This window comes from Aminobacter aminovorans (assembly GCF_900445235.1).
Lineage (GTDB): Bacteria > Pseudomonadota > Alphaproteobacteria > Rhizobiales > Rhizobiaceae > Aminobacter > Aminobacter aminovorans.
In genome coordinates, this window is record NZ_UFSM01000001.1 from 1,074,767 (window position 1) to 1,100,640 (window position 25,874).

General features: G+C 62.7%; 27 protein-coding genes and 1 tRNA gene. 15 read left to right on the forward strand and 13 right to left on the reverse strand.

Annotation, left to right across the window (positions count from 1 at the left end):
• Positions 1 to 6: 6 nt before the first annotated feature.
• From DY201_RS05210 to DY201_RS05220, 3 genes are read left to right on the forward strand one after another with little or no spacing between them, the layout of a single operon-like run.
• A complete protein-coding gene (locus DY201_RS05210) occupies positions 7 to 1,548 on the forward strand; it encodes an ABC transporter ATP-binding protein (protein WP_115730290.1) in 1,542 nt (513 codons plus the stop codon).
• Positions 1,545 to 2,627 carry an ABC transporter permease gene (locus DY201_RS05215; protein ID WP_115730291.1) on the forward strand — a complete coding sequence of 361 codons (1,083 nt, stop codon included), beginning with the start codon at positions 1,545 to 1,547 and terminating at the stop codon, positions 2,625 to 2,627. Before DY201_RS05210 ends, DY201_RS05215 begins: the two co-directional genes overlap by 4 nt.
• Positions 2,620 to 3,552: an ABC transporter permease gene (locus DY201_RS05220; protein WP_115730292.1), complete on the forward strand. Its 933-nt coding sequence runs from the start codon at positions 2,620 to 2,622 to the stop codon at positions 3,550 to 3,552. The genes DY201_RS05215 and DY201_RS05220 overlap by 8 nt, the downstream gene beginning before the upstream one ends.
• 127 nt (positions 3,553 to 3,679) lie before the next feature.
• On the opposite strand, the gene DY201_RS05225 is transcribed toward DY201_RS05220, so the two are convergent.
• The 5 genes from DY201_RS05225 to DY201_RS05245 all read right to left on the reverse strand — a co-directional run bounded on the left by DY201_RS05225 (position 3,680) and on the right by DY201_RS05245 (position 9,306).
• Complete coding sequence (locus DY201_RS05225) at positions 3,680 to 4,735, reverse strand: sugar phosphate isomerase/epimerase family protein (protein ID WP_115730293.1); 1,056 nt, start codon at positions 4,733 to 4,735, stop codon at positions 3,680 to 3,682.
• 81 nt (positions 4,736 to 4,816) lie between these two features.
• Positions 4,817 to 5,719: a carbohydrate ABC transporter permease gene (locus DY201_RS05230; protein ID WP_115730294.1), complete on the reverse strand. Its 903-nt coding sequence runs from the start codon at positions 5,717 to 5,719 to the stop codon at positions 4,817 to 4,819.
• Positions 5,719 to 6,627, reverse strand: coding sequence for a carbohydrate ABC transporter permease (locus DY201_RS05235; RefSeq protein ID WP_115730295.1), 909 nt, complete (start codon positions 6,625 to 6,627; stop codon positions 5,719 to 5,721). Before DY201_RS05235 ends, DY201_RS05230 begins: the two co-directional genes overlap by 1 nt.
• Positions 6,628 to 6,723: 96 nt before the next feature.
• Complete coding sequence (locus DY201_RS05240) at positions 6,724 to 8,157, reverse strand: ABC transporter substrate-binding protein (protein WP_165915925.1); 1,434 nt, start codon at positions 8,155 to 8,157, stop codon at positions 6,724 to 6,726.
• Positions 8,158 to 8,238: 81 nt separating this feature from the next.
• On the reverse strand, positions 8,239 to 9,306 hold the full coding sequence (locus tag DY201_RS05245; RefSeq protein ID WP_115730297.1) for an ABC transporter ATP-binding protein: 1,068 nt from the start codon (positions 9,304 to 9,306) through the stop codon (positions 8,239 to 8,241).
• A gap of 452 nt (positions 9,307 to 9,758) precedes the next feature.
• Here DY201_RS05245 and DY201_RS05250 point away from each other — a divergent pair, with 452 nt between their 5' ends.
• Complete coding sequence (locus DY201_RS05250; protein WP_115730298.1) at positions 9,759 to 10,247, forward strand: DUF1993 domain-containing protein; 489 nt, start codon at positions 9,759 to 9,761, stop codon at positions 10,245 to 10,247.
• 553 nt (positions 10,248 to 10,800) lie between these two features.
• On the opposite strand, the gene DY201_RS05255 is transcribed toward DY201_RS05250, so the two are convergent.
• Positions 10,801 to 10,876: transfer RNA gene (locus DY201_RS05255), tRNA-Ala, on the reverse strand.
• A gap of 309 nt (positions 10,877 to 11,185) precedes the next feature.
• On the opposite strand from DY201_RS05255, the gene DY201_RS05260 reads away from it, so the two are divergent.
• From DY201_RS05260 to DY201_RS05270, 3 genes are all read left to right on the forward strand, one after another.
• The gene (locus DY201_RS05260) at positions 11,186 to 11,476 is read left to right on the forward strand and encodes a YggT family protein (RefSeq protein WP_115733604.1); all 291 of its coding nucleotides are present in this window, start codon (positions 11,186 to 11,188) and stop codon (positions 11,474 to 11,476) included.
• Positions 11,477 to 11,483: 7 nt separating this feature from the next.
• Entirely contained in the window at positions 11,484 to 11,801 is a 318-nt protein-coding gene (locus DY201_RS05265; RefSeq protein ID WP_115730299.1) for a DUF167 family protein, read from the forward strand.
• A gap of 94 nt (positions 11,802 to 11,895) precedes the next feature.
• Positions 11,896 to 12,504 carry a hypothetical protein gene (locus tag DY201_RS05270; protein WP_115730300.1) on the forward strand — a complete coding sequence of 203 codons (609 nt, stop codon included), beginning with the start codon at positions 11,896 to 11,898 and terminating at the stop codon, positions 12,502 to 12,504.
• 63 nt (positions 12,505 to 12,567) lie between these two features.
• Here DY201_RS05270 and ppa read toward each other — a convergent pair whose 3' ends face one another.
• The 5 genes from ppa to DY201_RS05295 form a co-directional block, all read right to left on the reverse strand.
• Positions 12,568 to 13,104, reverse strand: a complete 537-nt coding sequence (gene ppa / locus DY201_RS05275; protein ID WP_115730301.1) for an inorganic diphosphatase — start codon at positions 13,102 to 13,104, stop codon at positions 12,568 to 12,570.
• 104 nt (positions 13,105 to 13,208) lie between these two features.
• The gene (locus tag DY201_RS05280; protein ID WP_067956474.1) at positions 13,209 to 13,715 is read right to left on the reverse strand and encodes a GNAT family N-acetyltransferase; all 507 of its coding nucleotides are present in this window, start codon (positions 13,713 to 13,715) and stop codon (positions 13,209 to 13,211) included.
• A 129-nt stretch (positions 13,716 to 13,844) separates the two neighbouring features.
• On the reverse strand, positions 13,845 to 14,483 hold the full coding sequence (locus tag DY201_RS05285) for a TPM domain-containing protein (RefSeq protein ID WP_115730302.1): 639 nt from the start codon (positions 14,481 to 14,483) through the stop codon (positions 13,845 to 13,847).
• 6 nt (positions 14,484 to 14,489) lie between these two features.
• A complete protein-coding gene (locus tag DY201_RS05290) occupies positions 14,490 to 15,350 on the reverse strand; it encodes a TPM domain-containing protein (RefSeq protein WP_115730303.1) in 861 nt (286 codons plus the stop codon).
• 189 nt (positions 15,351 to 15,539) lie between these two features.
• Positions 15,540 to 16,175, reverse strand: a complete 636-nt coding sequence (locus DY201_RS05295) for a LemA family protein (protein ID WP_115730304.1) — start codon at positions 16,173 to 16,175, stop codon at positions 15,540 to 15,542.
• Between the two features lie 103 nt (positions 16,176 to 16,278).
• On the opposite strand from DY201_RS05295, the gene DY201_RS05300 reads away from it, so the two are divergent.
• From DY201_RS05300 to DY201_RS05320, 5 genes are read left to right on the forward strand one after another with little or no spacing between them, the layout of a single operon-like run.
• Positions 16,279 to 16,536 (forward strand): hypothetical protein, encoded by a 258-nt coding sequence (locus DY201_RS05300; RefSeq protein WP_115730305.1) that lies wholly within the window; start codon positions 16,279 to 16,281, stop codon positions 16,534 to 16,536.
• Positions 16,537 to 16,538: 2 nt separating this feature from the next.
• Entirely contained in the window at positions 16,539 to 16,760 is a 222-nt protein-coding gene (locus tag DY201_RS05305; protein ID WP_131922344.1) for a hypothetical protein, read from the forward strand.
• Complete coding sequence (gene pdxY, locus DY201_RS05310) at positions 16,760 to 17,662, forward strand: pyridoxal kinase PdxY (protein WP_115730307.1); 903 nt, start codon at positions 16,760 to 16,762, stop codon at positions 17,660 to 17,662. The genes DY201_RS05305 and pdxY overlap by 1 nt, the downstream gene beginning before the upstream one ends.
• Entirely contained in the window at positions 17,659 to 18,411 is a 753-nt protein-coding gene (locus DY201_RS05315; protein WP_115730308.1) for a DUF429 domain-containing protein, read from the forward strand. Before pdxY ends, DY201_RS05315 begins: the two co-directional genes overlap by 4 nt.
• Before the next feature lie 43 nt (positions 18,412 to 18,454).
• Positions 18,455 to 18,859, forward strand: coding sequence for a DUF4440 domain-containing protein (locus DY201_RS05320; RefSeq protein ID WP_115730309.1), 405 nt, complete (start codon positions 18,455 to 18,457; stop codon positions 18,857 to 18,859).
• Between the two features lie 96 nt (positions 18,860 to 18,955).
• Here the strand turns inward: DY201_RS05320 and DY201_RS05325 are convergent, their stop codons facing one another.
• Together DY201_RS05325 and DY201_RS05330 are read right to left on the reverse strand one after the other, a co-directional pair.
• Positions 18,956 to 20,212 (reverse strand): multidrug effflux MFS transporter, encoded by a 1,257-nt coding sequence (locus tag DY201_RS05325; protein ID WP_115730310.1) that lies wholly within the window; start codon positions 20,210 to 20,212, stop codon positions 18,956 to 18,958.
• Positions 20,209 to 20,685 (reverse strand): MarR family winged helix-turn-helix transcriptional regulator, encoded by a 477-nt coding sequence (locus tag DY201_RS05330; RefSeq protein WP_115730311.1) that lies wholly within the window; start codon positions 20,683 to 20,685, stop codon positions 20,209 to 20,211. The genes DY201_RS05325 and DY201_RS05330 overlap by 4 nt, the downstream gene beginning before the upstream one ends.
• Positions 20,686 to 20,816: 131 nt before the next feature.
• Here DY201_RS05330 and DY201_RS05335 point away from each other — a divergent pair, with 131 nt between their 5' ends.
• The 3 genes from DY201_RS05335 to typA all read left to right on the forward strand — a co-directional run bounded on the left by DY201_RS05335 (position 20,817) and on the right by typA (position 25,812).
• A complete protein-coding gene (locus DY201_RS05335) occupies positions 20,817 to 22,871 on the forward strand; it encodes a M3 family metallopeptidase (RefSeq protein ID WP_115730312.1) in 2,055 nt (684 codons plus the stop codon).
• Positions 22,872 to 22,890: 19 nt separating this feature from the next.
• A complete protein-coding gene (locus DY201_RS05340; RefSeq protein ID WP_115730313.1) occupies positions 22,891 to 23,850 on the forward strand; it encodes a small ribosomal subunit Rsm22 family protein in 960 nt (319 codons plus the stop codon).
• A gap of 132 nt (positions 23,851 to 23,982) precedes the next feature.
• Positions 23,983 to 25,812 (forward strand): translational GTPase TypA, encoded by a 1,830-nt coding sequence (gene typA, locus DY201_RS05345; RefSeq protein WP_115730314.1) that lies wholly within the window; start codon positions 23,983 to 23,985, stop codon positions 25,810 to 25,812.
• Positions 25,813 to 25,874: the final 62 nt, after the last annotated feature.

Consider the following 25,874-nt stretch of genomic DNA (forward strand, 5'->3'; position numbering starts at 1 on the left):
GCACAAATGGCGCAGCCTGTGGCTGTCGAAGAACTGCTCAAGGTGCACAATCTTACCAAGCGCTTCGGCGCGGTCGCCGCCAATGACGGCGTTAGCCTCGACGTGCGTAAGGGCGAGATCCATTGCCTCTTCGGCGAGAATGGTGCCGGCAAATCGACCCTGTCTGCCTGCCTCTACGGCTACTACAGGGCCGACAGCGGCGAGATCGTGTTCAAGGGCAAGACCGCCGAGTTGAATTCGCCCGCCGACGCGCTCCGCCTCGGCATCGGCATGGTGCACCAGCATTTCGTCCTGGTCTCCAACTTCACCGTTCTCGAAAACATCATCGTCGGCAGCTCCGATGTCGGTGTCTTCCTCAACAAGTCGGAGGCGCGCCGCAAGGTGCTGGCGCTCTGTGCCGAGTGCGGCATCGACATCGATCTGGATCGCGAGATCTGGCAGCTGTCGGTCGGCGAGCAGCAATGGGTGGAGATCCTCAAGGCGCTGTATTTCGGCGCCGAATTGCTGATCCTCGACGAACCGACCGCAGTGCTCACCCCTCAGCAGTCGGATCAATTGTTCAGGATCATCTCGGGCATGCGTAGCCGCGGCCTGTCGATCATCCTGATCAGCCACAAGCTGCGCGAGGTGATGCAGTCCGACCGGGTCACTATCCTGCGCAAGGGCAAGGTCGTGGCAACCGTCGAAACCGCCGGCAGCACGGCGGAGGCAATCACCGCGCTGATGGTCGGACACAGGGTGACCAAGCATGTCCGCGACCGGTCAGTTACGCCGGCCGGCGATTTCCTGTCCGTGCGCAATGTCTGCGCAAAGGGCGACTGGAGCGAGGACGTGCTGAAGGATGTCAGCTTCGACATCGCCAGGCATGAAGTCCTTGGCCTGGCCGGCGTCGCCGGCAACGGCCAGAAGGAGCTGTTCGAAGTTCTGATGGGCGTGCGTGCGGCGAGTTCGGGCGGGTTTTCGCTCGATGGCGAGGTGATCGTAGCGCCCACATCACGGGAAATGCTCGACCGCGGCGTCGGTTTCGTGCCCGACGACCGCTTTCTCGAAGGGCTGATCCCGGAATTTGGCACGGCCGAGAACCTTGTGCTTGGCTGGCAGCGTGCGCCGGAGTATGGCCGTGGGCCGTTTCTCGACCGGCGCAAGCTCGGCCTGCTCGCCCGCAAGAAGATCGAGGAATTCAAGGTGGTGACGGCGTCGGCCGAGCTGCCGGTCGAGAGGCTGTCGGGTGGCAATGCGCAACGCGTCATCCTGGCGCGCGAATTCCTGCATGCGCGCGGGCTTCTGCTCGCCAACCAGCCGACGCGCGGGCTCGACGTTGCGGCTTCCGAGTTCGTCTACGAAAAGATTCTGGAAAAGCGCGCAGCGGGTTTTGCCGTGCTCTTGGCCTCGGAGGAACTCGACGACCTGCTGCGCCTTTGCGACCGCATCGCAGTGATCTTCAAGGGCCGGATCATGGGCATCGTGCGCCCAGAGGAAACCTCGTTGCTCGACCTCGGAATGATGATGGCGGGAGACGCCAAAGAGCCTGAACGGACAGTCCAATGATCTCAGTTCAACGACGCTCGGGCAGCAGCCTGGGCTGGAATGTCGCCTGCTACTCCACGGCGATGTTATGCGCCTTTCTGACGTCGGCCGCCTTGCTGGCCTTTTCGGGCGGCGACCCGGCGAAAGCGTTTTCTGCGCTGCTAACTGGTGCCTTCGGCAGCCAGAACGCGCTCTACGGCTCGTTGGCAAAAGCGACGCCGCTGTTGCTTGTCGGGCTCGGAACGGTCATCGCCTTCCGCGCCAAGATATGGAACATCGGCCAGGAGGGGCAGGTTTTCGCCGGTGCGATGGCGGCCTACTGGATGAGCCTTTGGGTGGCGCCGTTGCCCTATTGGCTGGCGTGGCTGCTGATTGCCATTGCCGGCCTTGTCGGTGGTGGCGTGCTCGGCCTGCTGGCCGGTTACCTCAAGGTCCGTTTCGGCACGAGCGAGGTCATCTCGACCGTGATGCTGAATTATATCGTCATCTACGTCCTCGCCTATCTTCTGGATGGTGGCCCGTGGATGGAGAGTGGCCTTACCGTTGCCTATCACCAGTCGTCGCCGGTCAATCCGCTGCTCGAATGGCCGATCCTGTTCGGCCAGGGCTCCGGCAAGATGCATATCGGCTTCATTCTGGCGCTCGCCGCCGCCGCTTTCTGTGCCGTGCTCCTGGAGCGCACGTCGCTCGGCTATGAGATCCGCGCCTTTGGCTCCAACCCGACCGCGCTACGCTTCCGCGGCACCGACATCCGGCGGCTTTTGTTGGTCGTGATGCTGTTGTCGGGTGCCCTTGCGGGACTGGCCGGGGCAGGCGAGTTGTTCGGCACCTCGCACCGGCTGCGCGCCGAAACCCTGCTTGGCATCGGCAGTTCCGGCATCGTCGTTGCCATGGTCGGTGGCCTTCGCCCGAGCGGCGTGATGCTGGCCGCCCTGTTCTTCGGTGCGCTGAAGAGCGGCGCCATCTACATGCGACTGAAAAGCGGAACGCCGGCCGGCCTGGTCTCGGCGATGGAAGGGCTGGTGCTGCTGTTCTTCCTCTGTGCCGCAGTCGCGACAAAACTTCAGTTGGTGCGCGTCGAGGAGAAGGTCCATGCTTGAGCTGCTGCAAGGTCCGCTGCTGATCAGCATCCTGGCCGGCATGGTGCGGATCGCCACGCCGCTTTTGTTCTCGGCCATGGGTGAACTGGTCACGCAGCGCGCCGGCATCTGGAACATTTCGGTCGAGGGCACAATGCTGCTCGGCGCCGTGGTCGCCTATGTCGTCGCCTCGACCACCGGGTCGCCGTGGCTGGCGCTGCTTGCCGCCGTGCTTGCCTGTGCCCTTATCAGCCTGATCATGTCGTTCGTCACCATCGTCCTGAAGGCGGAACAGTTCGTCGCCGGCCTGGCGTTGAACCTCCTGGCTACAGGGCTCACCCTGTTCTGGTTTCAGACCTATGTCATCGGCCGCGAGCCGCCGAAGTTCGCTGGCTTCGATCAGGTCGACATTCCTCTGCTATCGGATATTCCGTTCCTCGGTCCGATCCTGTTCTCGCAGCGGCTGTTGACCTACGTCGCGTTTGTGCTGCCGGTCGCTGTATGGTTCTTCCTCTATCGTACCAAATTCGGCCTTGAGATCCGCTGCGTCGGCGAGAACCCCAAGGCGCTCGACGTCAAGGGCCTGAGCGTCGGTTGGCGCCAGTGCCTGGCGACCATGTTCGGCAGCCTGATGTCCGGCTTCGGCGGTGCCTTCCTGATGCTCGGCTATTCCGACCGCTTTGTGCCCGACCTTATCGCCGGCCGCGGCTGGTTGGTCGTCGTTGCCATCATCGCGGGCAACTGGATGCCGTTCCGCGTGGTCGGCGCGATCTTTATCTTCGCATTGCTAGAAGCGATCGCGATCCATGCCCAGGTGGTCGGGGTGTCGATCCCGCACCATTTCTTCCTGATCCTGCCCTATGTCGCCTCGCTGGTCCTGCTCGCCGGCCTCAGGTCGCGCACCCATCAACCGGAAGCGCTTGGCGTGCCCTACAGCCGCGAGTGAGCTGCTTATTGCCCAAGTCGGCGAGCCGGCAGCCGGGCCGCCTCGCAGTTCTCTTGGCATCCGCCAGGCCTTGCCACGGCGTCGTGATCCGCGTCCTGTCTTGACGCTCCACTCCCGCATTCTGTGGCTAGGAAAGTGCCCCGCAGGCCTCGCGTATGTGGTCGGCGCTTCGCATGATGTCGGCGATGGCCTCGGCATAGCCGAACGGCCTGGTGCCACGCATGATGTCGCAGGCTGTTCCTGATGCAATGCGTGCCTGAAAGGCCATCATCATCGACGTGTAGGCAGCGTATTCGGTCAGCGTGAGGTCGGGGTGGGCGGAAAGCCAGCTCTCGTCGTGGATTTCGAGCAGGCGGGCGGCATAAGGCTTCTCCCTCTCCTCTGACGGCTCCTCGTTCTCGATCGTCAGGTTGACGTCGGGATTGGCGGCAAGGACGATGGCTAGCACCGCGCGGAAGTCGATCACGCCCTGTCCGCAGGGCCGGAACTGCATCAGTGCGCCCCCCTCTGCCGGCACGACGGCAGCGTCCTTCAGATGGGTCTGGCGCACGTAGGGCGCGACGCGCCTGGCCGCCATCACCGGGTGCTCACATCGCTGCAGGCCATTGGAGGAATCATAGACGACGCCGAGCGCATCGGTGCCGAAGGTTTCGAGCAGTCGCAGGATCTCGAAGCTGGTGATCTCCTCGTGGGTCTCGATGTTGATGTGAATGCCCAGGTCGAGCGCGATAGGGACGAGTTTGCCGAGGAACTTCTCGATGGCGACCATCTGGTCGTCCCAACTCACGTCGGTGCGGAAGCGGTCAACCGACCATCGACGTGGATAGATACCTTTCGAACTGGCCGTGCCGACCCAGAGCTCCCTGCAGTCGATCTCGGCGCAGATCTCCATCATGCGGCGGAAACCGAGCAGGATGTCGCCATCGCCGATCTGCCGCAGTTCAGGCGTCTCGGGCGTGGCATAGGGATTGATCTTGCCGAGCCCGGTTTCAAGATACATGCCCAGCTCATCCGACCGCTGCCGGATCGCCCGGAGCTCGCCGCTGTCGAGCGACGGGCTCATCTCCAGCACCGTGCGGAAGAATGTTCCTTCCAGCCCCAGTTCGGCTGCATGCTCGATGCTGCCTATCGGTCCTCTCTTACGGGCTTCAGGAATCTTGCGGCCATCAATACCCAGGCGCATGGAAAGCTCCTTTGGAATGCATTAATTGAAACGGAGGTTCCCCGGCCACCGGGCATGAGGCCGAGGTGAAGTTCCTGGGCCCTAGCGGATGCCTGAGGTCATGAGACCGCGCACATAGTGGCGCTGCAGGACGATGGCCATGACGATCAGCGGCACGGTCACGAAGGTCAGGCCGGCGAACAGGGGGCCGTCGAGCGAGTAATTCGGCGAGCCCTTGAGGCCGGCGAGCATGACCTGGACGATCTGCTTGTTGGGATCCTGCATGATCACCAGCGGCCACAGATAGGCATTCCACGACCAGATGAACTGGATCAGGACTAGTGTCGCCAGCGCAGGCTTCACATTGGGCATGGCGATGCGCCAGAAGATACGCCAGGTGCCGGCACCATCGACGCGGGCCGCGTCGTCGAGCTCGGTGGGGATCTGCATGAAGCTCTGCCGCATCAGGTAGATGCCGAACGGCTGGGCGGCAAAGGGCAGGAACAGTGCCGGATAGGTCGAGGTCAGGCCCATGGCCGAAACCACCTGATAGAGAGGAACCAGAATCACCTCCAGTGGGATGAAGGCGGTCAACAGCGTCAGGGCGAACAGCACTTCCCGCCCGGGAAAACGCAACCGGGCGAAAGCGTATCCGGCCAGGGTCGAGGTGATGACCACGAGGATCACCTGCCCGCCGCTCGCCAGGGCGGTGTTGAAGAGGTGGCGGCCGAAATTCATATCGGTGAAAAGCGCCGCGTAGTTCTCCAGCGTCGGCTCGGGCGGGAAGAAGCTCCAGAGCGACAGTGGATAGCGTGTGGCGATCACTGAGGCGGTGGACTTGAACGATGTCAGAGCCGCCCAGACGACGGGAAAGGCAAACACGAAGGCGATGACCAGGAGACTGAGCGTACCGATCAGCTTGACCGGGTCGCGCGCGGTCGGTGTCGATGTGGCGGCTGCCGGAATTGCCGCCAGCTGGACCTCAGCGTTGACGTTTTCTGCCATCACTGCCTCCTGCCGTTCGGGTCGCGGATCATATAGGCTTGCAGAACCGTGATCCCGATGAGGACAATCATCATGAACATCACGCTGGCCGAGGCAGTGCCCGGCGACGAGAACTCGAACGCCTGCGCGTAGGAATAGAATGGAAGGTTGGTGGTCTGGCCGTTCGGTCCGCCCTGAGTCAGGAGGATGATGGGCGTAAACAGCCGTGCTGCTGCCACCGTAACCATGAAGATGGCCAGGATGATGCTGGGCCGAAGCAATGGCAGCGTAATGCGCCGGAAGATGCGCCACGAGCTGGCGCCGTCGAGCGCGGCGGCTTCCATCACCTGCGGCGAGATCGCCTGCAGACCACCGAGGAAGATCAGCATGGGCAGGCCGACATCCTTCCAGGCCGTCATCACGACGATGGAGACAATGGCATAGGGACCGGAGGTCAAGAACGGTTGCTCAGGCAGGCCGACCGCCTTCAGGATCGCGTCGAAGAGGCCGGTGCCCGGCTCATAGAGCTGCCCCCAGATGAGCGCGGCCACGGCTTCGGACGAAGCCAGCGCGCCGAGAATGGCGGCGCGGGCCAGCATCGTGCCGCGCATGCGCTTGTCGAGGAGGATGGCAAGCCCTAACGCCATCGGGACGACCACCACTATCATCAGGACGATATAGACCAGCGTTATCAGCATGGCATTGACGAACACATGATCGGCGAAGATCTGGGTGAAATTGTCCCAGCCGGCCCAACCATTAGGACGCTTGGTGAAAGCGTTGAAGGTGCGGAAGCTGTTGAGCACCGCCGACACCAGCGGCCAGAACTGAAACAGCCCCAATCCCAGGAGCACCGGAAAAACCATCACCGGACCGGCGAATATTTCGCCCCGCCGGGTGGGGTCAGGGATCCACAATCCTTTGAACATTGGCCAGGCCTTTTCGGAATGAAGTTCATGCCCTCCCTCGCGACGTGACGTGGCGAGGGAGGTGAGCGGCTGTCCCGAGGGAGGTTGGGTGCCGCTCTAGCGGTACTTGGCGAGCAGGCGGTCGATCTGAGCCGCAGTGGTGTGGAGGCGCTCTTCCACGTCGACGCCGAGCGCGATGTCCTTGACCGCCGGATTGACGGCATTGACGTAGTCCAGCCAGCCGACGGACTTGGGCGAGCCGTAAGCACGCTCGCCTACCTTGGCGCAGAGGATAGCCACCGGGTCGGTCTGGTAGGCCGGAGATTCATCGGTCAGCGATTTGCGCGACGGCATCGAGCCGCGCACCTCGTAGAAGGCTCGGCGGTTGGTGTCGTTGAGCAGGAAGGCTAGCAATGCCGCGGCTTCCGGGACGTGCTCGCTGCCCGAATAGATGAAGGGGGCATCGGCGACGCTGGAGGCGAAGGGAATCTTGCCGCGGATCGGCGGGGAAACGCCCCAGTCGAAAGGTGCGCCGTTCTTGCGGAAGGTGTTGGCGAAAGCCATGGACGAGAAGTCGATGGCCGCAGCACCGCCCTTGTAGTGATCGGCCACGATGCCCTTGGGCGAAAGCCCTTCGGAGAACAGCGCCTGGTAGTTCTTCATGCCCTGGATGGCTTCGGGCGTATCGAGATAGCCCGACGCGGTCAGTCCGTCCTCGGAAATGCCAGCAAAGGTCTTGTAGAGCGTCGAATCCTTGGGTGCAGAGGGATCCCCCATCATGCGCACCCACATGCCTTCCATCTGCGAATAATTCGAGCCCGGCCCGCGATTGCCGAAACGCGAGGACGCCATGCCGAAGGTCGCCTGGTCGCCGTCCTTACGCAGCTTCCCGGTGATGGCGCGCAAGGCGTCGAGCATCTGGTCAGCTGTCCAGCCGCCGTCCACGTCGGTAACCTCAGGTGGGGTGTTCACGCCGGCCCGCTTGAAGATGTCGCGGTTGAAATAGACGAAGCAGGAGTTCGATTCCCAGGCCAGGCACATGACCTTGCCGTCGATCGTGGCAGCCTCCCGCATGGCGGGATAGATATCCTGGATGAAGTCTTGCGAGAAATAGTCGTTGAGCGGCACGGCGATCTCGCCGGCGGCATAGACCGGGGCCAGTTCGGTGCTGCCCATCATGATGTCGGGGGCAGAGCCCGAGGCGACATAGAGCTGGACCTTCTTGGCGAGGTCGCCATAGGGCACGCGCTCTTCTTCGATGGTGATGTTGGGATAGGCTTCGTTGAAGGCTTTGTAGGCGGCCGCGATCGGGGCATTGATCTCGGGCGAGAACTCCTGACGCATCACTTTGATGGTGATCGGGGCATCGGTAAGTTCGGGTCCGGTATAGCCGCCGAGGTCGAGCTTGTATTTGCCCGGATTGGTCCCAGGTCCGCTCGCGAAGGTCCGCGAGGGCAGGATGGCCGCAGCCGCCACAAGCGATGCGCCGCCCAAAAGCACCGAACGGCGCGACACGCCGAGGCCGGTGGTCATGCTCTTCCTATAGTCCATGATGTTCTCCATCCCTTTTTGGAACTTCACCTGACCGGCGGATCTCGTGTGTCCTCCACCCCGCCGACCCTTTCGAAAGGCCTAGATTCTCCTGCCGGTCTCGCCGTCGAAGAGGTGCATCTTCTCGGTGTCGATCTTCAGCGAGATTTTCTCGTCGCGGCTGAGCGGCGCGCGACCCTTGAGAACCAAGGTGATGATCTGGCCGTCGAGATTGGCTGTGACCTGGGTTTCGGGGCCGGTCGGTTCGACGACCACGACCGCCGCGTTCGGCCCACGTTCAGCGACCTCCAGGTCTTCGGGGCGGATGCCTACTTCTACCTTGGACCCTGCCGTGACCTTTGTCGTCACCGGCAGCCGCGCAAGAATCTGGTTGCCCGCCGTGACGCAGACGGGGCCGGTCTCGCTGTTGGCAACAGTGCATTTCACAAGGTTCATCGCCGGCGAGCCGATGAAGCTTCCGACAAAGGAGTTGGCGGGAAAATCGTAGAGCTCGAGCGGCGTGCCGATCTGTTCGATGACGCCGGCGCGCATGACCACGATGCGATCAGCCATGGTCATCGCCTCCAGCTGATCATGGGTGACATAGATCATCGTTGCCTTAAGACGGGCGTGCAGGTCCTTGATCTCGGCGCGCATCTGCACGCGCAGCTTGGCGTCAAGGTTGGACAGCGGTTCGTCGAACAGGAAGACCTTCGGATTGCGCACGATGGCGCGCCCCATGGCGACACGCTGCTGCTGGCCGCCCGACATCTGGCGCGGATAACGATCGAGCAGCGCATCGAGCCCCAGGACCGCCGCCGCCGAAGCCACGTTTTTCGCGATCTCCGCCTTGCTCAGCCCCTGCATCTCAAGCGCAAAGCTCATATTTTCGCGCACGGTCATATGCGGGTAGAGCGCGTAATTCTGGAAGACCATCGCGATATCGCGGTCCTTCGCGGCAAGGCCGTTGACCACCTTGCCGTCGATCGCAATGTCTCCGCCCGAGATCTGCTCGAGCCCGGCGATCATGCGGAGCAGCGTAGACTTGCCGCAGCCAGATGGCCCGACAAGACTCAGAAATTCGCCGTCACGGACGTCGACATCTATGCTCTTGAGCACTGACGCCACGCCGAACGACTTGACCAGCTTGCGCACGTTAACGTTCGCCATCGGCTCCTCACCTCCTATGCGGGGTCGTCTGATTGTACTTCATCTCGGATATTTGATTGCATCCATTTGTATGAATTTTGGATACAATTATTCTGGCCTTTCGGTGCGTACTATCCGCAAGCCGAGGTCTCTCTTGGCAATAACAGTCATCTCGACCCATATCGCTCGGGTCAAAATAACTATTTTAAATTCAAAATGTTATGATTCGAGAATTCTATTCTCGCCACGAGCTCCGGGCTTGATCCGCCCCGATGAGCTCAATGGTTGCCATCATATGGTGACGGTTCGACATTCTCTCTCCTCCCGAGAAAGTGGTCTCATCGAAACGCTAGTGTATCAATATACTGTTGTCAATGGATACAAAAACTGCGACGAATTCATCCGTCACGATGCCTCGGCGAAAGCCCTGAAAGCCCGGCTGACGAAGCCGGCACACAAATCCGGAGATCGATATGCAGCCACCGATACCCGCCCTTGTCCGCTCCCTTGGGGCTCTCGATGGCATCCTGCGCAAAGGCGAGCGCTTTTGTCTCGAAAACGGGGTCCATGCTTCCGAGTTGCTTGAGGCACGCATCGCGCCGACCATGAAGCCGCTGACGCACCAGATCAGGCTGTGCTGTAATCATGCGTCCGTAGCAGCCTCGCTTCTGACCGGCGAAGAAGCGCTACAGATCGACGGAGCCTTTGAAACGTTCCCCGACCTGTATGCCCGCATAGCTATGGCGTTGGCCGTAATCAGCAACATCGCGCCGGAACTGTTCGAAGCTGCCGACCTGTCGTTGCAGCAGATCACCCTGGATGATGGGGTCACATCGGTGCCGGCATGCGTCTACCTGATGGAGTATGCGATGCCGAACTTCTACTTCTCCATGACCACTGCCTACAACATCCTGCGTGGCAAGGGTGTGCCCCTGGGGAAGGCAGATTTCCTTGGCAGCTAGGCTTGCACTGGGCATTGTCGGTCACAAGTCAGGGAGCTGCAGGGCCTACGGAGCGCGCGTGTAGCTTCACGGAGTTGGCAGGCGGACATTCCGGTGGGCCGCTCTGGTCGCGTTGCCAGGCCTAACGAGACCGGGCTAGGGGCCAGGAAACAGAACCCTGGAGTGGCCGGAGCGATCTCCGCCGCCGTCGTTTGAATCAGAACCGAGCCGCCCGTAGCGAAGCGGTGTTCAATCCATGACAGGCCCGTTGCGGCTTCACGCACGACGCTTCCCAGACCTCTCGCTGCGCAATTTGTGACAAATTCCACGATCGAGCTCAGAGGCTTCGCCACTGCAGAAGCGCTGAACATGAGCGGGGCTAATGTCTTTCGAATCCTCAGGGTTGCTTGACCAGATGGTGTCGTGAGCAGCTTGACCCAAGCGGAGGCGTGTCTGCCTCACATTATTCTACAGTGCTGGGTACGCAGATTGGGTACTTGGACGGGTGCGCGCTTTCTCCGCATCCGTCCTATCTGTTGTCTCTATTGATGAAAGCGCGCCTGATTTGATCCGCTGGTGGAGCTGAGGAGGATCGAACTCCTGACCTCGTCATTGCGAACGACGCGCTCTCCCAGCTGAGCTACAGCCCCGTCCAGCGGATGGCCGCATTTATTGGCGGCCGGAGCCGTCTGTCAAGCGAGCAGTTGACGTAGGGGCGACATCGCCCGCATTGGCCCCGGCGGGGCTCCGTATTTCGACGAGCACATACGTTGCCGACAATTTGGTCGAGACGGGCCGTAGAAGGCGCTGCTAATTCCAAGGGAACGGCGGCGACACTTGCGGTGGTGCGTTGGCTGTGTAACGGCGATCCCTCCTGGCGGAAGAAGCAGGTTCGGCCGGGCGGGACTTGCCGCTCTGGCCTGCAATGGCTAAATGTCGGCAATTCATTGGAGATCGGCATGCTCGCCCTCATTCAGACCATCGTTCTGGCCCTCGACCTCTACTGGTGGATCATCATCGCCTCGGCGATCTTCTCCTGGCTCTATGCTTTCAACGTGGTCAATCCGCGTAACCAGGTCGTCGGCACCATCGGCAATATGCTGTTCCGGCTGACCGAGCCGGCGCTAAGGCCGATCCGTCGCCTGATGCCAGACCTTGGCGGCATCGACATTTCGCCGATCGTGCTTCTGCTTGCGCTGTTCTTCGTCAGGCAGTTCATCCTCACCACGGTGGCTCCGCTGGTCCTCTGAACTTTTGGTGGCGGCCAGCTTCTTCAAGGGCCGTGATGACGGCGTCGAGCTTTATGTCAGGCTGACGCCGCGTTCCTCGAAGGATGCTGTCGAAGGTGTAGAGCAGGCCGCCGACGAACGCTGCCATCTCGCGGCGCGGGTGCGCGCCGTGCCAGAAAAAGGCAAGGCCAACGCAGCGCTTGAGAAGCTGCTCGCAGCCGAGTTGGGCATTCCGAGAAACTCCATAAAAGTGGTCGCCGGCGCAACGTCGCGACTGAAGACCATCCGCGTGACAGGCAACACAGGCGAACTGGCCAAGCTCATGATGGAGCTCGCCAGGCGCTGAGCCCGAGCTCTGGATAACGTGGCTTGGGCGCGACATACTCCGGTTGCATGCGCGCAGGATGTTGCGGGCATCGCAGGTTCGGAGGGAGTGCGGAATGCGGAAGCTTGTCTTGGCACTGGCGCTTGCCATGCCGTTGCACCAGGCCGTGGCCGAAGACATCTCCAGCGTCTATGTCGAGACCAGGACCGAAACGGACTGCGTGGTCTTCGACAAGGCCGGCGCCGATGACGGCGACTATGCCAACATGATCTGCCCGGGATATCGCGGCTACCCAGTGTTGGTGTTTTCAGCCGACCTCAGGGAGTCCGTGTTCTACGGTTTCCCGCCCGCCGATTTCGTCGACATCCCGTGGCAGAGCTTCGAGACGTTCAACAGAAGTGCCGGCAAGGCCGAGTGGCGCATTTCGAGCCATGACGGCAAGGTGGTCCCGTTCGCGACCATCCGCCGCTGGTACGTGCAGTCGGACCAGGCGGAGGGGGACAAGGAAATCGAGGTGCTGGTGGTGGCGAAGGTCGGGCAGCCGGGCAAGGCGGACGGCTGCGTTGTTGCATTGGTGATGGCGAGCGGCGAACCCAAGGCCAACGAGTTGGCGCGCAAGATCGCCGACGAACAGGTTCGCGACTTTGCCTGCGGCTCGGACGAAAGAGTGATCGTCGGCGATCCGATGCCGGTGTTCTACTCGGAAGGCAAGACCAAGAATTAGGGCGCGGCCGGCAATGCCGACCCGCGCCCCATGTTCACCAGACGATGCTGGACGCGAGAAGCTTTAGGCCTTCAGGGCCTTGGCGCGGTCGATGGCCTCGACGATCATCTTCTTGGCATAGGCGGCATCGTGCCAGCCGCCGATCTTGACCCACTTGCCGGGCTCGAGATCCTTGTAGTGGCCGAAGAAGTGCTCGATCTGCTGCAGCGTGATCTCGGGCAGGTCGGTGTGGTTGAAGACGTTTTCGTAGCGGCGGGTCAGCTTGGGCGACGGGACGGCGATGACCTTTTCGTCCTGGCCGGCATTGTCTTCCATGACCAGCACGCCGATCGGGCGAACGTTGATGACGCAGCCGGGAATGAGCTGGCGGGTGTTGCAGACCAGGACGTCGATCGGGTCGCCGTCGCCGGAAAGCGTGTGCGGCACGAAGCCGTAGTTACCCGGATAGTGCATCGGGGTGTAGAGGAAGCGGTCGACGACGAGCGTGCCGGCTTCCTTGTCCATCTCGTACTTGATCGGCTGGCCGCCGACAGGCACTTCGACGATCACGTTGACGTCTTCAGGCGGATTCTTGCCGATCGAAATCGCATCGATGCGCATGGGGAAGCTCCAGAATTAAAGGTGCCTCCCGATAAACGCCTTGGGCCGCGTGTGCAATGCAATATTGATATCCGCGGACTGCGACGAAAGGCTTGCTTTCCGGATCACTCCCAGACGAAAGCGACTTTCTTCAGCGCCTTGTGGTCGAAAACCTCGACACCTTCGGCAATGTCGCGGCCGCCGGCGCCGGAATAGAAGGCGAGCGCGTTGTCGTTCTCCTCGAGCGCCCAGACCACCATGCCCTTGAGGCCGTGGTCGGCGAGGCGCTGGCGTGCGGCGGCGAAGAGACGGCTGCCGAGGCCGATGCCCTGGCATTCGGGGCGCAGGTAGAGCTCGTAGATCTCACCCTGCTGCTTGAGTTCGCGGGCGCGGTTGCGGCCGAGCGTGGCGTAACCGGCGATCTTGCCGCCGATCTCGATCACCAGAACGGTTGCGGCGCGGCGGATGGCGTTGGCCCACCATTCGCCGCCCCGGCGGTTGATCATCGTGGTCAGGGCGCGGTGCGGGATGATGCCGGAATAGGCGCCGCGCCAAGCCTCGTGATGGACCTCGGCGATGGCGTCCGCGTCGCGAGGTTCGGCTTTCCTGATGTCGATCGTCAGCGTGTTCATAGTTTCTTAACCATAGACCGCGTCGCGACAGTTGCAAAGTCTTCGCCGGCACGCGGAATGGCGTTTCACATGATCGGGATCGATGATCAGGAGCAGGTGTGTCCAAATGGACTCACCCGGGCCGTGGGGTCAGATCTCGACGAGATGGTCGTCGAGTTCGTTGACGTCATGCGAGGACACCGGGAAATGCCTGGCCAGCAAGGTGCCGACGGTAGCGATGGCCGCAACGAAGCCGTCAGCAAGATCGTTTGCGCGGGCCTGCCCGGTGAGGTCGCGAACGATGTCGTCCCAGGTGTCCTGCGGCACCTTGGCGTGAATGCCGGCGTCGGCGACGACCTCCGCGTAGCGTTCGGCCAGCGAAACGAAGATCAGCACGCCGGTGCGCGCGGTGGTGAGATGCACGTTGCGGGCATAGAACTGCCTGAGCGCATTGGCGTGGGCGGCGCGGTAGAGCAGGCCGCGCGGGATGAGCCGGATACGCAAGCCGGGCAGCCACCACAACAGCGCGCAGGCAGCCGCCACCGCCAGCAGTTGGACGATTACGAAGTGCGGCAGCCGGACGGCGACCCACCAATACTCAAGCGCGAAGGCAGCAGCGAGGCTGACCAGCAGGATGCCTGTGATGACGGCGAAGGCGGCGGCAAAGAAGTAGCCATCGCTGCGATGGGCAACGACGCAGTAGATCTCGCCCGAGGTCTGGGCTTCGGCGGTGCGGATGGCCGCGGCAATGCGCTCGTGGTCACCGGGGGTGAGCGTGGTCTGGGTCATGTCGTCTTACCAGCTCCCCGATGAACCGCCGCCGCCGGAGGAGCCACCCCCGCCGGAGAAACCGCCGCCACCTCCGCCCGAGGACCAACCTCCGCCGCCGCCACCCGAGGACCAGCCGCCGCCTGACGACGACGAGCCGGAACGCTGGTTGTAGTTGAAGGTCATGCCGAGCCACTCGTAGCGGCCGGGTCCAAGCTTGCGGCCGTAGATGCGCGGCAGGATGGCCATGGCGATACCGCCGAAGAAAAGTGCCGCCCACAGCGCTATGAACACGAAGAAGATGATGTCGTCTTCGCTGAGACCGGAGAACTGGCTCTGCTCGTTGCGCTTGGCGCGCGCCTCGAGTTCGGCGCCTTCGCCCTCGACGACCATGACAATATCGTCGACCGCCCTGGAAATGCCGCCCGAGAAATCGCCGCCGCGGAAGGCCGGCACCATGGTGTTTTCGATAATCAGCTTGGTGTGTAGGTCGGTGAGCACGCCTTCAAGGCCATAACCCACCTCGATGCGCATGCGCCGGTCGTTGGGAGCTACGATCAGCAGCACACCGTTGTCCTCGCCGGCCTGGCCGAGCTTCCAGGCACGGAACAGACGATTGGCGTAGGGCTCGATCTCCTCGCCATCGAGGCTGGGGATTGTGGCGACGACGATCTGGTCGGAGGATTTCTGCTCGAAGGCTGCGAGTTTCTGAACGAGTTCGGCTTCGGTGGCAGCGTCAATGATGCCGGCGTCGTCGACGACGCGGCCGGTGAGGGCGGGAAGTTCAGCGGCGAAAGCGGGGGCCGCGAACAGCAGAATCAGAAGTGCGAGAACCGCAGGGAAGTGCTTGAACACCCCCCTCTGGCCAGCCGGCCATCTCCCCCGCATGGGGGGAGATTGGCAGCGCCGGCCTTGGTGCTGGACATTCAATGTTTGCGATGAATACAGGCCGTGCGTCCAGCTGATCTCCCCCTTTGCGGGGGAGATGGCCGGCAGGCCAGAGGGGGGTGTCCAGGCGCCCGCGCTCAAAGTCATCCCTGCAACTTTACCGATGCGGTCCAGCTATGCCTGTCGTCATCACCCGCCCTGGCTGGTGCCGAAATTCACCTTGGGCGCGTCGAGCTTGTCTTCGGCGACGGTGAAATTCTGGAACGGCTGGTTGCGGAACCAGAGCGTGTTCCAGACCATGGCTGGGAAGGTCTTGAGCGAGGTGTTGTAGACGCGAACCGTCTCGATGTAGTCGCGGCGAGCAACGGCAATGCGGTTTTCGGTGCCTTCGAGTTGGGCCTGCAAGGCGAGGAAATTCTGGTTGGCCTTGAGGTCGGGGTAGTTTTCGACCACGGCGAGCAGGCGCGACAGCGCGCTGGTGAGGCCGGCCTGGTTGTCCTGGAAAGCCTTGAAGGCGTTGGGATCGGTCAGCGTTTCCGGCGTCACCGTCACCTGGGTTGCCTTGGCGCGGGCCTCGACGACGCCTTCGAGCGTATCCTTTTCATGCGAGGCATAACCCTTCACCGTCTCGACCAGGTTGGGGATCAGGTCGGCGCGGCGCTGATACTGGTTCAGCACTTCGCTCCAGGCGGCCTTCGCCTGCTCTTCCTGGGTCGGGATGGTGTTGTAACCACAGGCCGACAGCAACGGCATGACGATCGCTAGGAGGACGAAAGCCGGAAGCAGACGGAAAGCAGGTAGTGCCGACGAAGCTTGCATGCGCATCTGTTTGTCCTCGACAAAGCAACTGATACGACAGCATTATCGAAAAACAGTGCCGGAGAAAACCGGCGTTTGATTTGGCGCGAATGCCTGGAGAATTTCGACGATGGCGTCGCCAAGAGACAGCGAAGGCGAAAAGGAATCGCGCCGGATACTCGACCGCATTGCGCGCGAGAGCGAACCCGGCGGCGCCTCCTTCGTGTCGCGCAAGACAGGCGAAATGCGCAATCATCTCTCGGCTGCCGACGTCGACAAGTCCGACCCGATCGAGCACATCGGCACGCGCATCGGCCGCATCCTCGGCTTTCTCCTGACCATCGGCCTTGTTCTGTGGCTGATCAACTATCTCGTTCGAGGCGGATAGTGGTGACGGGCAATGACGACGAGGGGCCGGCGGAGTCTCGTCGCATCCTCGAACGGTTGTCGCGTGAGAGCGACCATGGCGGACGTTCGTTTGTCGCACGCCATAGATATGCTGCGAAAGAGAAGGGCGAGACATCCAACGGCCTGTACATGCTGCTGGGCGCCGTGTTGGCCATCGCGCTTTTCTTCTGGTTGTTGTCTTACATAGCGGTGGTGAAAACCTGATGAGCATTGAACAGCCCGGAGCGCCACGCGCGGTCATCGTGGTGTCGAGCCATGTCGCGCGCGGATCGGTGGGCAACCGCGCGGCGGTGTTTGCGCTGGAGACGCTCGGCCATCCCGTCTGGGCGGTGCCGACGGTGATACTGCCTTGGCATCCCGGCCATGGCCGCGCGACGCGCATCGTGCCCCCGACCGAACAGTTCGCCGCCTTCATGGCCGATCTCGAACGCGCGCCGTGGTTGGGCGAAGTGGCTGCGGTGCTGTCGGGCTATCTCGGCGAACCTGGTCAGGTGGAAGCGGTGGCCTCGCTGGTCGAGACGGTGAAAGCGCGAAATCCCAAGGCACTTTATGTCTGCGATCCGGTGATCGGCGACAAGGGCGGGCTTTATGTCGCCGAGGCGCTGGCTATGGGCATTCGCGACCGGTTGCTGCCCTTGGCCGATATCGCCACACCCAACCGCTACGAGTTGGAATGGCTGGCAGGCGCCAAGGCCGACGACATGCGCGCGACCATGGCGGCGGCGCTTGGGCTCGGGCCGGCGACGATGCTGGTCACCTCGGCGCCGGCGATGATGGCCAATGGTACCGGCAACATGCTCGTCACCCAGACGCAGGCGCTTCTGGCCGAGCACCGCACGGTCGAGCGCCCACCGAACGGGCTTGGCGACCTGAGCGCCGCCGTCTTCCTGGCCCGGTTGCTGGCCGGCCACGCGCCGTCCAAGGCGCTGCAGTCAACCACGGCTGCCGTCTACGAAATCCTGGCGCGGACGTCCAAGCGTGGCGGCGACGAGCTGCAGCTCGAAACCGATGCGCAAAGCCTGTCGCATCCGATGGCGATGGTCGAGCTGCGCACGCTCATCCACCCCACGCGGAGCCGCAAACCCGGTCAGGAACCTGCGGCGTGACGGTTGCCGGCGTCGACGGCTGCAAGGCCGGCTGGATCGCCGTGATCCGCAACGACGCCGGAACGAAAGCGCAGGTGTTCCGCAAATTCGAAGCGCTGTTGGCGGCAATTCCAGACAATGCGGTGGTGGCGGTCGACATGCCGATCGGCCTGCCTGACTTCACGACCAAGGGCGGACGCGGACCCGAGATGCTGGTGCGGCCTTTGCTCGGCCAGCGGCAATCGAGCGTGTTTTCGATCCCGTCGCGCGCGGCAGTCCATGCCGAGGCGGCTGAATTCACGGACCTCGAGGCATGGTATGCCGCGCATCGCCGGTCGAGCCAGGTCGCGATGCAGACATCGGATCCGCGGCGCGGCGTGTCGATCCAGGCTTTCGGCATCTTTTCCAAGATCCGCGAGATCGATGCGCTGATGATTGCAAGACCGGAGCTGCGCAGCCGCGTGATCGAATCCCACCCCGAAGTCGCGTTCTGGCGGTTGAATGGCCGGCAGGCGATGAGCCTGCCGAAGAAGATAAAGGGTCGCGTGAATCCCGACGGCATGGAAGAGCGAAGGGTGCTTCTGGCACGTGTCAGCCATGACCGCCGCTTTCTCGACCAGGCGCCGCCGCGCGGTGCGGCTGCAGACGATTTCCTCGACGCCTGCGCAATGATGCTGATCGCCGAACGGCATCGGCGCGGCGAGACCACCAGCTTTCCGTCGCCGCCGGGGCGCGATATCCATGGCATTCCTGTCGCGATCTGGGTTTAATGCCCCTGTCCGACAATGTTCCTGTCCGACTGGGAGGCGTGCGATGTTGCCCATTCGTACGATTGCAGCTGTCTTCGCGCTGCTGGCGGCTGCCGGCGCGATTGCGCAGGAGAGCATCGTTCACCGCTGGTATGAGGCGCTGCTCAAGGCGGACGGTCCGGCGCTTTCGCAACTGTTGGCCGACAACGCGACGATACGGCTCGACGATATCGGCGTGACCCAGAGCAAGTCCGAATTCATCGCCTCGATGGACGAATGGCAGGCCGCTGTGAAAGGCGCCAATATCCGCCATAAGATCGAAGCGGAAATGGGCGATACTGTCGTGGTTCGCACCTGCTACGATTTTCCCAACAACGACATGACGACGCGCGAGACGTTCACGACCAAGAGCGGCCTGATCGTCGCCAACACGCAGATGACGATCGGCGAGAACTGCGACGGTTTCTAGAGTGGTTCCGCTTTTCTTCGATTGGCGGAACCTCTCTATCTCCATGGTCTACGCAATTCCTAGAGAGAACCGCTACACACTTTTCCCGCGATTGATCTAGCCCTGTTTCAGACGAGACACCAGAGACGGCTCCGGCAGCCGGCGCCAGATCAGCCACGACAGGATGGCGATCAGGCCCATGATCGGGATGACGGTGGCGAGCGCGTTGACCGGGTCTCCCATCAACGCCGCCGCCGCACCGCCGACCATGCCGGCACCCATCTGGAAGAAGCCCATCATGGCCGATGCAGCACCGGCATTTTCCGGGAAGGGCGCCATCGCCGCCGTCATCATCGCAGGCGAGATCATGGCGATACCGAAGGCATAGATGCCGACGGGAACCATGACCAGCAGGAATGTAGGCTCATGGGTTCTGAGCAGGATGGCCATGGCCGTGGAGCCGATGGCCACGAAAATCAGGCCGACGGGCACCATCCTGGCTGCGCCGTAACGCTTCATGAACATGCGCATGACGATGGCGCCAGCCATGAAGTTTGCGGTCTGCATCAACATGCCGATGCCGAACTGGGTGGGCGTGAGGCCGACGCGCTCCATCAGGATGAAAGCCAGTACGGTTGCCTGGGTGTAGATGGCGCCCGTCGTGCCAGCGATGACCATGCAGCAGAGCACGAAATAGGGGCTGCGGAACAAGGAACCGTAAGAGGTGACGAGTGCTGCCGGCCTGATGCGGCTGAGATCGCGCGTCACGGTTTCCCGCAGGGCAAAGATCGCCACCAGCATGACGACGACACCGAGCAGCACCATCACCATGAAGATGGCATGCCAGCCGAAGAACTCCATGGTCAACCCGCCGAGGGTCGGCGCAATGGCAGGACCGAGCGCCAAAAGGATACCGATCATGTTCATGATGCGGGCGGAGCGTTCGTGGGTGAAGACGTCGCGGACGACGGCACGCGCCACCGAAACGCCAACGGCGGCACCGACGCCCTGCAGGAAACGCGCGACGACCAGCGTTTCGATGTTGGGCGCCATCAGCGCCAGCACGCTGGCGGCGAGATAGATCGCCATGAAGGCGAGCGTGATCGGACGGCGGCCGAAGCCGTCGGAAAGCGGTCCACAGACGAGCTGGGCGAAGGCGAAGCCGCCGAAATAGAGCGACAAAGTCATCTTGACCGCGGCTTCGGTGGTGCCGAAGGCCTGGACGATCTCGGGCATGGCGGGCGTGAAGAGCGCCAGCGAAATCGGCCCGATCGCAACCATCAGGCCGCCGATCAGCGACACGCGGCGCTCGCTCATGATTGGCGCGGTTTCCAAGAGGTCCAGCGCCTGGCTTATGTCGGAGCGCATGTTCATGCCGCCGCATCCTCGCCCGAAAGCGCTTCGGTGCGCGTGGCGAGAAGGTTGGCGCGGGCCGCCCGCAGCGAGACGAGAAGGCGCTGCCAGTCGTCGGGATCGATGCCAAGGGCTGCTTCGCTGCGGATCGCTGCTGCGATGGGCTCGATCTGCCTGACGACGGTGGAACCTGCTTGAGTGAGGGTGACCAGCTTGGCACGGCGATCGGCCGGATCGGCCCGGCGCTCGACGAAACCCTTGGCTTCGAGCCGGTCGACGAGACCACTCAGCGTCATCGCCTCGACGCCCAGGCGCTCGGCCAGTGCCGTCTGCCTGATAGGGCCGGTGCGGCTGACATTGAGCAGCGCGCGGCCCTCGCCGGTGGTCAGGCCGAGGCCGGCTTCGGTGGTGCGGCGGTCCATCTCGGCGCGGATGACGCGCGAGAGGTCGTTGACGATGAAGCCGAACGTATCGGTTTCCGGGGCAGCAGGCATGATAGTAAGTAGTCCTTATTATATGGCTTACTTAGTTTAGCGATGGCGATGAGTCAATGCGGTTGCGCGGCATCCGGTCCGGCCCTACATCGAAGCTGTCCGAACCGAATGCCAATCGAGGAAGCCATTTCATGTCCGCCAGCCAGAACATCGATCTCGCGCGTCATCCGCTGACCCATTGGGCCGGGCCGCTTGGCCTGCCGGATTTCACCAGGATCGAGGACGGCGATTTCGGTCCGGTCTTCGATGCGGCGCTTGCCGCGCACGCCGCCGAGATCGCGACGATAGCCGCCAACACCGAGCCGGCGACGGTCGCCAATACGCTTGAAGCGATGGAACTTGCCGGCGATGCGCTCGATCGCGTGTCGTCGATCTTCTGGTGCCGTGCCGGCGCCCACACCAACGACGTGATCCAGGCGATGGAGCGCGAGATCTCGCCGAAGATGGCCCGCCATTTCTCGGCGATCTCGATGAACGAGAAGCTGTTTGCGCGCATAAACGACCTCTATTCCCGACGCTCTTCGCTCGGCCTCGACCCTGAAACGCTGAGGGTGCTGGAAAAGACCTGGAAGGGCTTCGTCCGTTCGGGTGCCAAGCTCGACCCCGACGGCAAGAAGCGGCTTGCGGCGATCCAGGAGGAGCTTGCCTCGCTCGGCGCGAAGTTCGGCCAGAACGTGCTTGCCGATGAAAAGGAATGGGTGCTGTTTCTTGACGATAGCGATCTCGCCGGCCTGCCGGAATTCGTCCGCGGCGCAATGGCCCAGGCGGCCGAGACACGCGGCCAGAAGGGCAAATATGCCGTCACCCTGTCGCGCTCGATCTACGAACCCTTCACCACCTTCTCCGAGCGTCGCGACCTGCGCGAAAAAGCGTTCAAGGCTTTTGCCGGACGCGGCGAGACGGGTGGCGATACCGACAATGGTGACGTTGTCCGCGATACGCTCAGCCTGCGTGCCGAAAAGGCCAGGCTGCTTGGCTATGAAAGCTATGCGGCACTGAAGCTCGACGACACCATGGCCAAGACGCCCAAGGCGGTGATGGAACTGCTTGAGCCGGTCTGGAACAAGGCGCGCGCGAAGGCCGCGGCCGACGAGACCGAACTGCAGCGCCTGGCGGCAAGCGCCGGCAGCAATGACAAGCTCGCCGCCTGGGACTGGCGCTTCTACCAGGAGAAGCTGCGGGCCGAGAAATACGCCTTCGACGAAGCCGAGCTGAAGCCTTATCTCCAGCTCGAAAAGATCATCGACGCCTGCTTCGACGTTGCAACCCGGCTGTTCGGCATCACCTTCAAGGAAGTGCCCGGCATCGCCGCCTGGCATCCCGATGCCAGGGTGTTCGAGGTGTTCAACGCCGACGGCAGCAAGCGCGGGCTTTTCCTCGCCGACTATTTCGCGCGCCAGTCGAAGCGTTCGGGCGCCTGGATGAGCGCGCTGCAGTCGGGCTACAAGCTGGGCAAGGGATCGACGCCCGTCATCTACAACATCATGAATTTCGCCAAGCCGGCGGAAGGCGAGCCGGCGCTGCTGTCGCTCGACGAGGCCAAGACGCTGTTCCATGAATTCGGCCACGCTTTGCATGGCATGCTGACCGATGTCACCTGGCCGTCAGTGGCGGGCACCTCGGTCAGCCGCGACTTCGTCGAATTGCCGTCGCAGCTCTACGAACACTGGCTCACCGTGCCGGCGGTGCTGGAAAAGCACGCGCTGCACTACAAGACGGGCAAGGCGATGCCCAAGGAACTGCTCGACAAGATGCTGGCTGCCAAGACCTTCGGTGCCGGATTCGCCACTGTCGAGTTCACCTCGTCGGCGCTGGTCGACATGGCCTACCACGCCCGGCCGGATGCGCCGGCGGAGCCCGCCGCCTTCGAAGCCGAGACGCTTGAAAAGCTCGGCATGCCCGAGGCGATCGTCATGCGCCACCGCACGCCGCACTTCCTGCATGTGTTCTCGGGCGAGGGCTATTCGGCCGGATATTATTCCTACATGTGGTCGGAGGTGCTCGATGCCGATGCCTTCGCCGCCTTCGAGGAAACCGGCGACGCGTTCAACGCCGACATGGCCGAGAAGCTGCGCAAGCATATCTATTCGGCCGGCGGTTCGGCAGACCCCGAGGAACTCTACAAAGCCTTTCGCGGCAAGATGCCGTCGCCGGAGGCGATGATGGAAAAGCGCGGTCTCGTCTAGGCCGCGGACGGGCAGGCAGATGGAACTACCGGCAGCATTGCGGGCGGCGGTCGACCGGGCGCTGGAAGGCGTACCGCTTGGCGAATTGCAGCGTGCTGCCGACACCTTGTCGAGCCGCTATCGCGCCGAGCTGCGTGACGGAAAGCTGCATCTGTCCGACGAGATGTTTGCAAATGCCTATCTGGCGACGCGGCTGCCGGCGACCTTTGCCGCGGTCAGGGCGAGCCTGGGGAGTGCCGCTGAGTTGATGCCTGACTTCGAGCCGAAGAGCCTGCTCGACATCGGCGCCGGCCCGGGTACTGCACTTTGGGCGGCTGCGGATTGCTGGCCGAGCATCGATAGTGCGACGATGCTCGAGGCCAGCCAGGCGATCCGCAAGGTCGGCCTGGCACTTTCGGCACATTCCGGCGTCGCGCATGTCGATTGGCGCGCGGCGGATGCCGCCAAAAGCTTCGAGGCCGACAAGGCCGATCTGGTGACACTGGCCTATGTGCTGGACGAGCTGTCGCCGACCGAAGGGCTCGCGCTGGTCGAACGTCTATGGGGCGCCACCAATGGCTTGCTGGTGGTCGTCGAGCCCGGCACGCCGGCCGGCTGGCGACGGATGATGGCGGTGCGGTCGCGGCTCATCGAGCTTGGTGCGCATCTGGCCGCCCCTTGTCCGCACAGCCAGGACTGTCCGATCGTCGAACCCGACTGGTGCCATTTTTCACGTCGCGTGGCCCGTTCGCGGCTGCATCGGCTGACCAAGCGCGGCGAGGTGCCATGGGAAGACGAGAAATACATATTCCTGGCCGTGTCGCGGATGCCGGCTGAAACATTCCGTGCTCGGGTGCTGGCGCCGGCTCGTGGTGGATCGGGAAAGATCCAGCTCAAACTGTGCCTGGAAGGTGGTTCGGTCGAGGAACGGCTTTTGACCAAGCGCGACGGAGATCTGTACAAGACGGCGCGGCGGGCCGACTGGGGCGACGTTTTGTAGGTTTGCCCGCAGGCAGAAAATCTGCCGATTTGCCCGCCCCCCTTTCGCATTTGCGAAAAAAGCTGTATGAGCCCGGCCACACGAAACGCGGCGCGTCGACAGGCTGTGCCCGCAACGCTCCCGAGTAGACATATGAACCTCCGCAATATCGCGATCATCGCGCACGTCGACCATGGCAAGACCACGCTCGTCGACCAGCTTCTCAAGCAGTCCGGCTCGTTCCGTGAAAATCAGCGCGTCGCCGAGCGCGCGATGGATTCGAACGATCTCGAAAAGGAACGCGGCATCACCATCCTGGCCAAGGCGACTTCGGTCGACTGGAAGGACACCCGCATTAACATCGTCGACACCCCTGGCCACGCCGATTTCGGCGGCGAGGTCGAGCGCATCCTGTCGATGGTCGACAGCGCCATCGTGCTGGTCGACGCCGCCGAAGGCCCAATGCCGCAGACCAAGTTCGTCGTCGGCAAGGCGCTCAAGGTCGGCCTCAAGCCCATCGTCGTCATCAACAAGATCGACCGCCCCGATGGCCGCCACCAGGAAGTCATCAACGAGGTGTTCGACCTGTTCGCAGCCCTCGACGCCACCGACGAGCAGCTCGACTTCCCGATCCTCTATGGTTCGGGCCGCGATGGCTGGGTTTCCGAGAATCCGGAAGGCCCTAAGGACCAGGGTCTGGCGCCGCTGTTCGACCTCGTGCTCAAGCACGTTCCGGCACCGACCGTTCACCCCGGCCCGTTCCGCATGATCGGCACCATTCTCGAGGCGAACCCGTTCCTCGGCCGCATCATCACCGGCCGCATCGAATCCGGCACGCTCAAGTCAAACATGCCGGTCAAGGTTCTGCACCATGACGGTTCGCTGCTGGAAACCGGCCGCGTCTCCAAGATCCTGGCCTTCCGCGGTCTCGAGCGGCAGCCGATCGAAGAAGCGCAGGCAGGCGACATCGTTGCTATTGCCGGCCTTTCCAAGGGCACCGTCGCCGACACGTTCTGCGATCCGGCCGTGACCGAGCCGCTGCACGCTCAGCCGATCGATCCGCCGACCGTCACCATGTCCTTCATCGTCAACGACTCGCCGCTGGCCGGCACCGAAGGCGACAAGGTCACCAGCCGCGTCATCCGCGACCGCCTGATGAAGGAAGCCGAAGGCAATGTCGCCCTCAAGATCGAGGAATCGGCTGACAAGGATTCGTTCTATGTCTCCGGCCGCGGCGAATTGCAGCTGGCTGTTCTGATCGAGACGATGCGCCGCGAAGGCTTCGAGCTTGCCGTGTCGCGTCCGCGCGTCGTCATGCAGAAGGACGAGAACGGCGACCTGCTCGAGCCGGTCGAAGAAGTTGTCATCGACGTCGATGAAGAGCATGCCGGCGTCGTCGTGCAGAAGATGTCGGAGCGCAAGGCCGAGATGGTCGAACTGCGTCCTTCGGGCGGCAACCGCCAGCGCCTGGTGTTCCATGCGCCGACGCGCGGCCTGATCGGATACCAGTCGGAACTGCTCACCGATACGCGCGGCACGGCTGTCATGAACCGCCTGTTCCACTCGTACCAGGGCTACAAGGGCGAGCTGCCCGGCCGCACCAACGGCGTTCTGATCTCCAACGATCAGGGCGAGTCGGTGGCATTCGCCATGTGGAACCTCGAAGATCGCGGCCCGATGGTCATCGACGCCGGCGTCAAAGTCTACCAGGGCATGATCATCGGCATCCACAGCCGCGACAACGACCTCGAGGTCAACGTGCTGAAGGGCAAGAAGCTGACCAACATCCGCGCCGCCGGCAAGGATGAAGCAGTGCGCCTGACGCCGCCGATCCGCATGACGCTGGAACGCGCGCTGGCCTGGATCCAGGACGACGAGCTGGTCGAAGTGACGCCGAAGACCATCCGCCTGCGCAAGCTCTATCTCGACCCGAACGAGCGCAAGCGCTTCGAGAAGTCCTCGAAGACGGCCGGCGCGGCATAAGCCACGCCGCATCAATCAAAAGGGCGTCTCCGGTGGAGGCGCCCTTTTTGCTTTGGGCCATT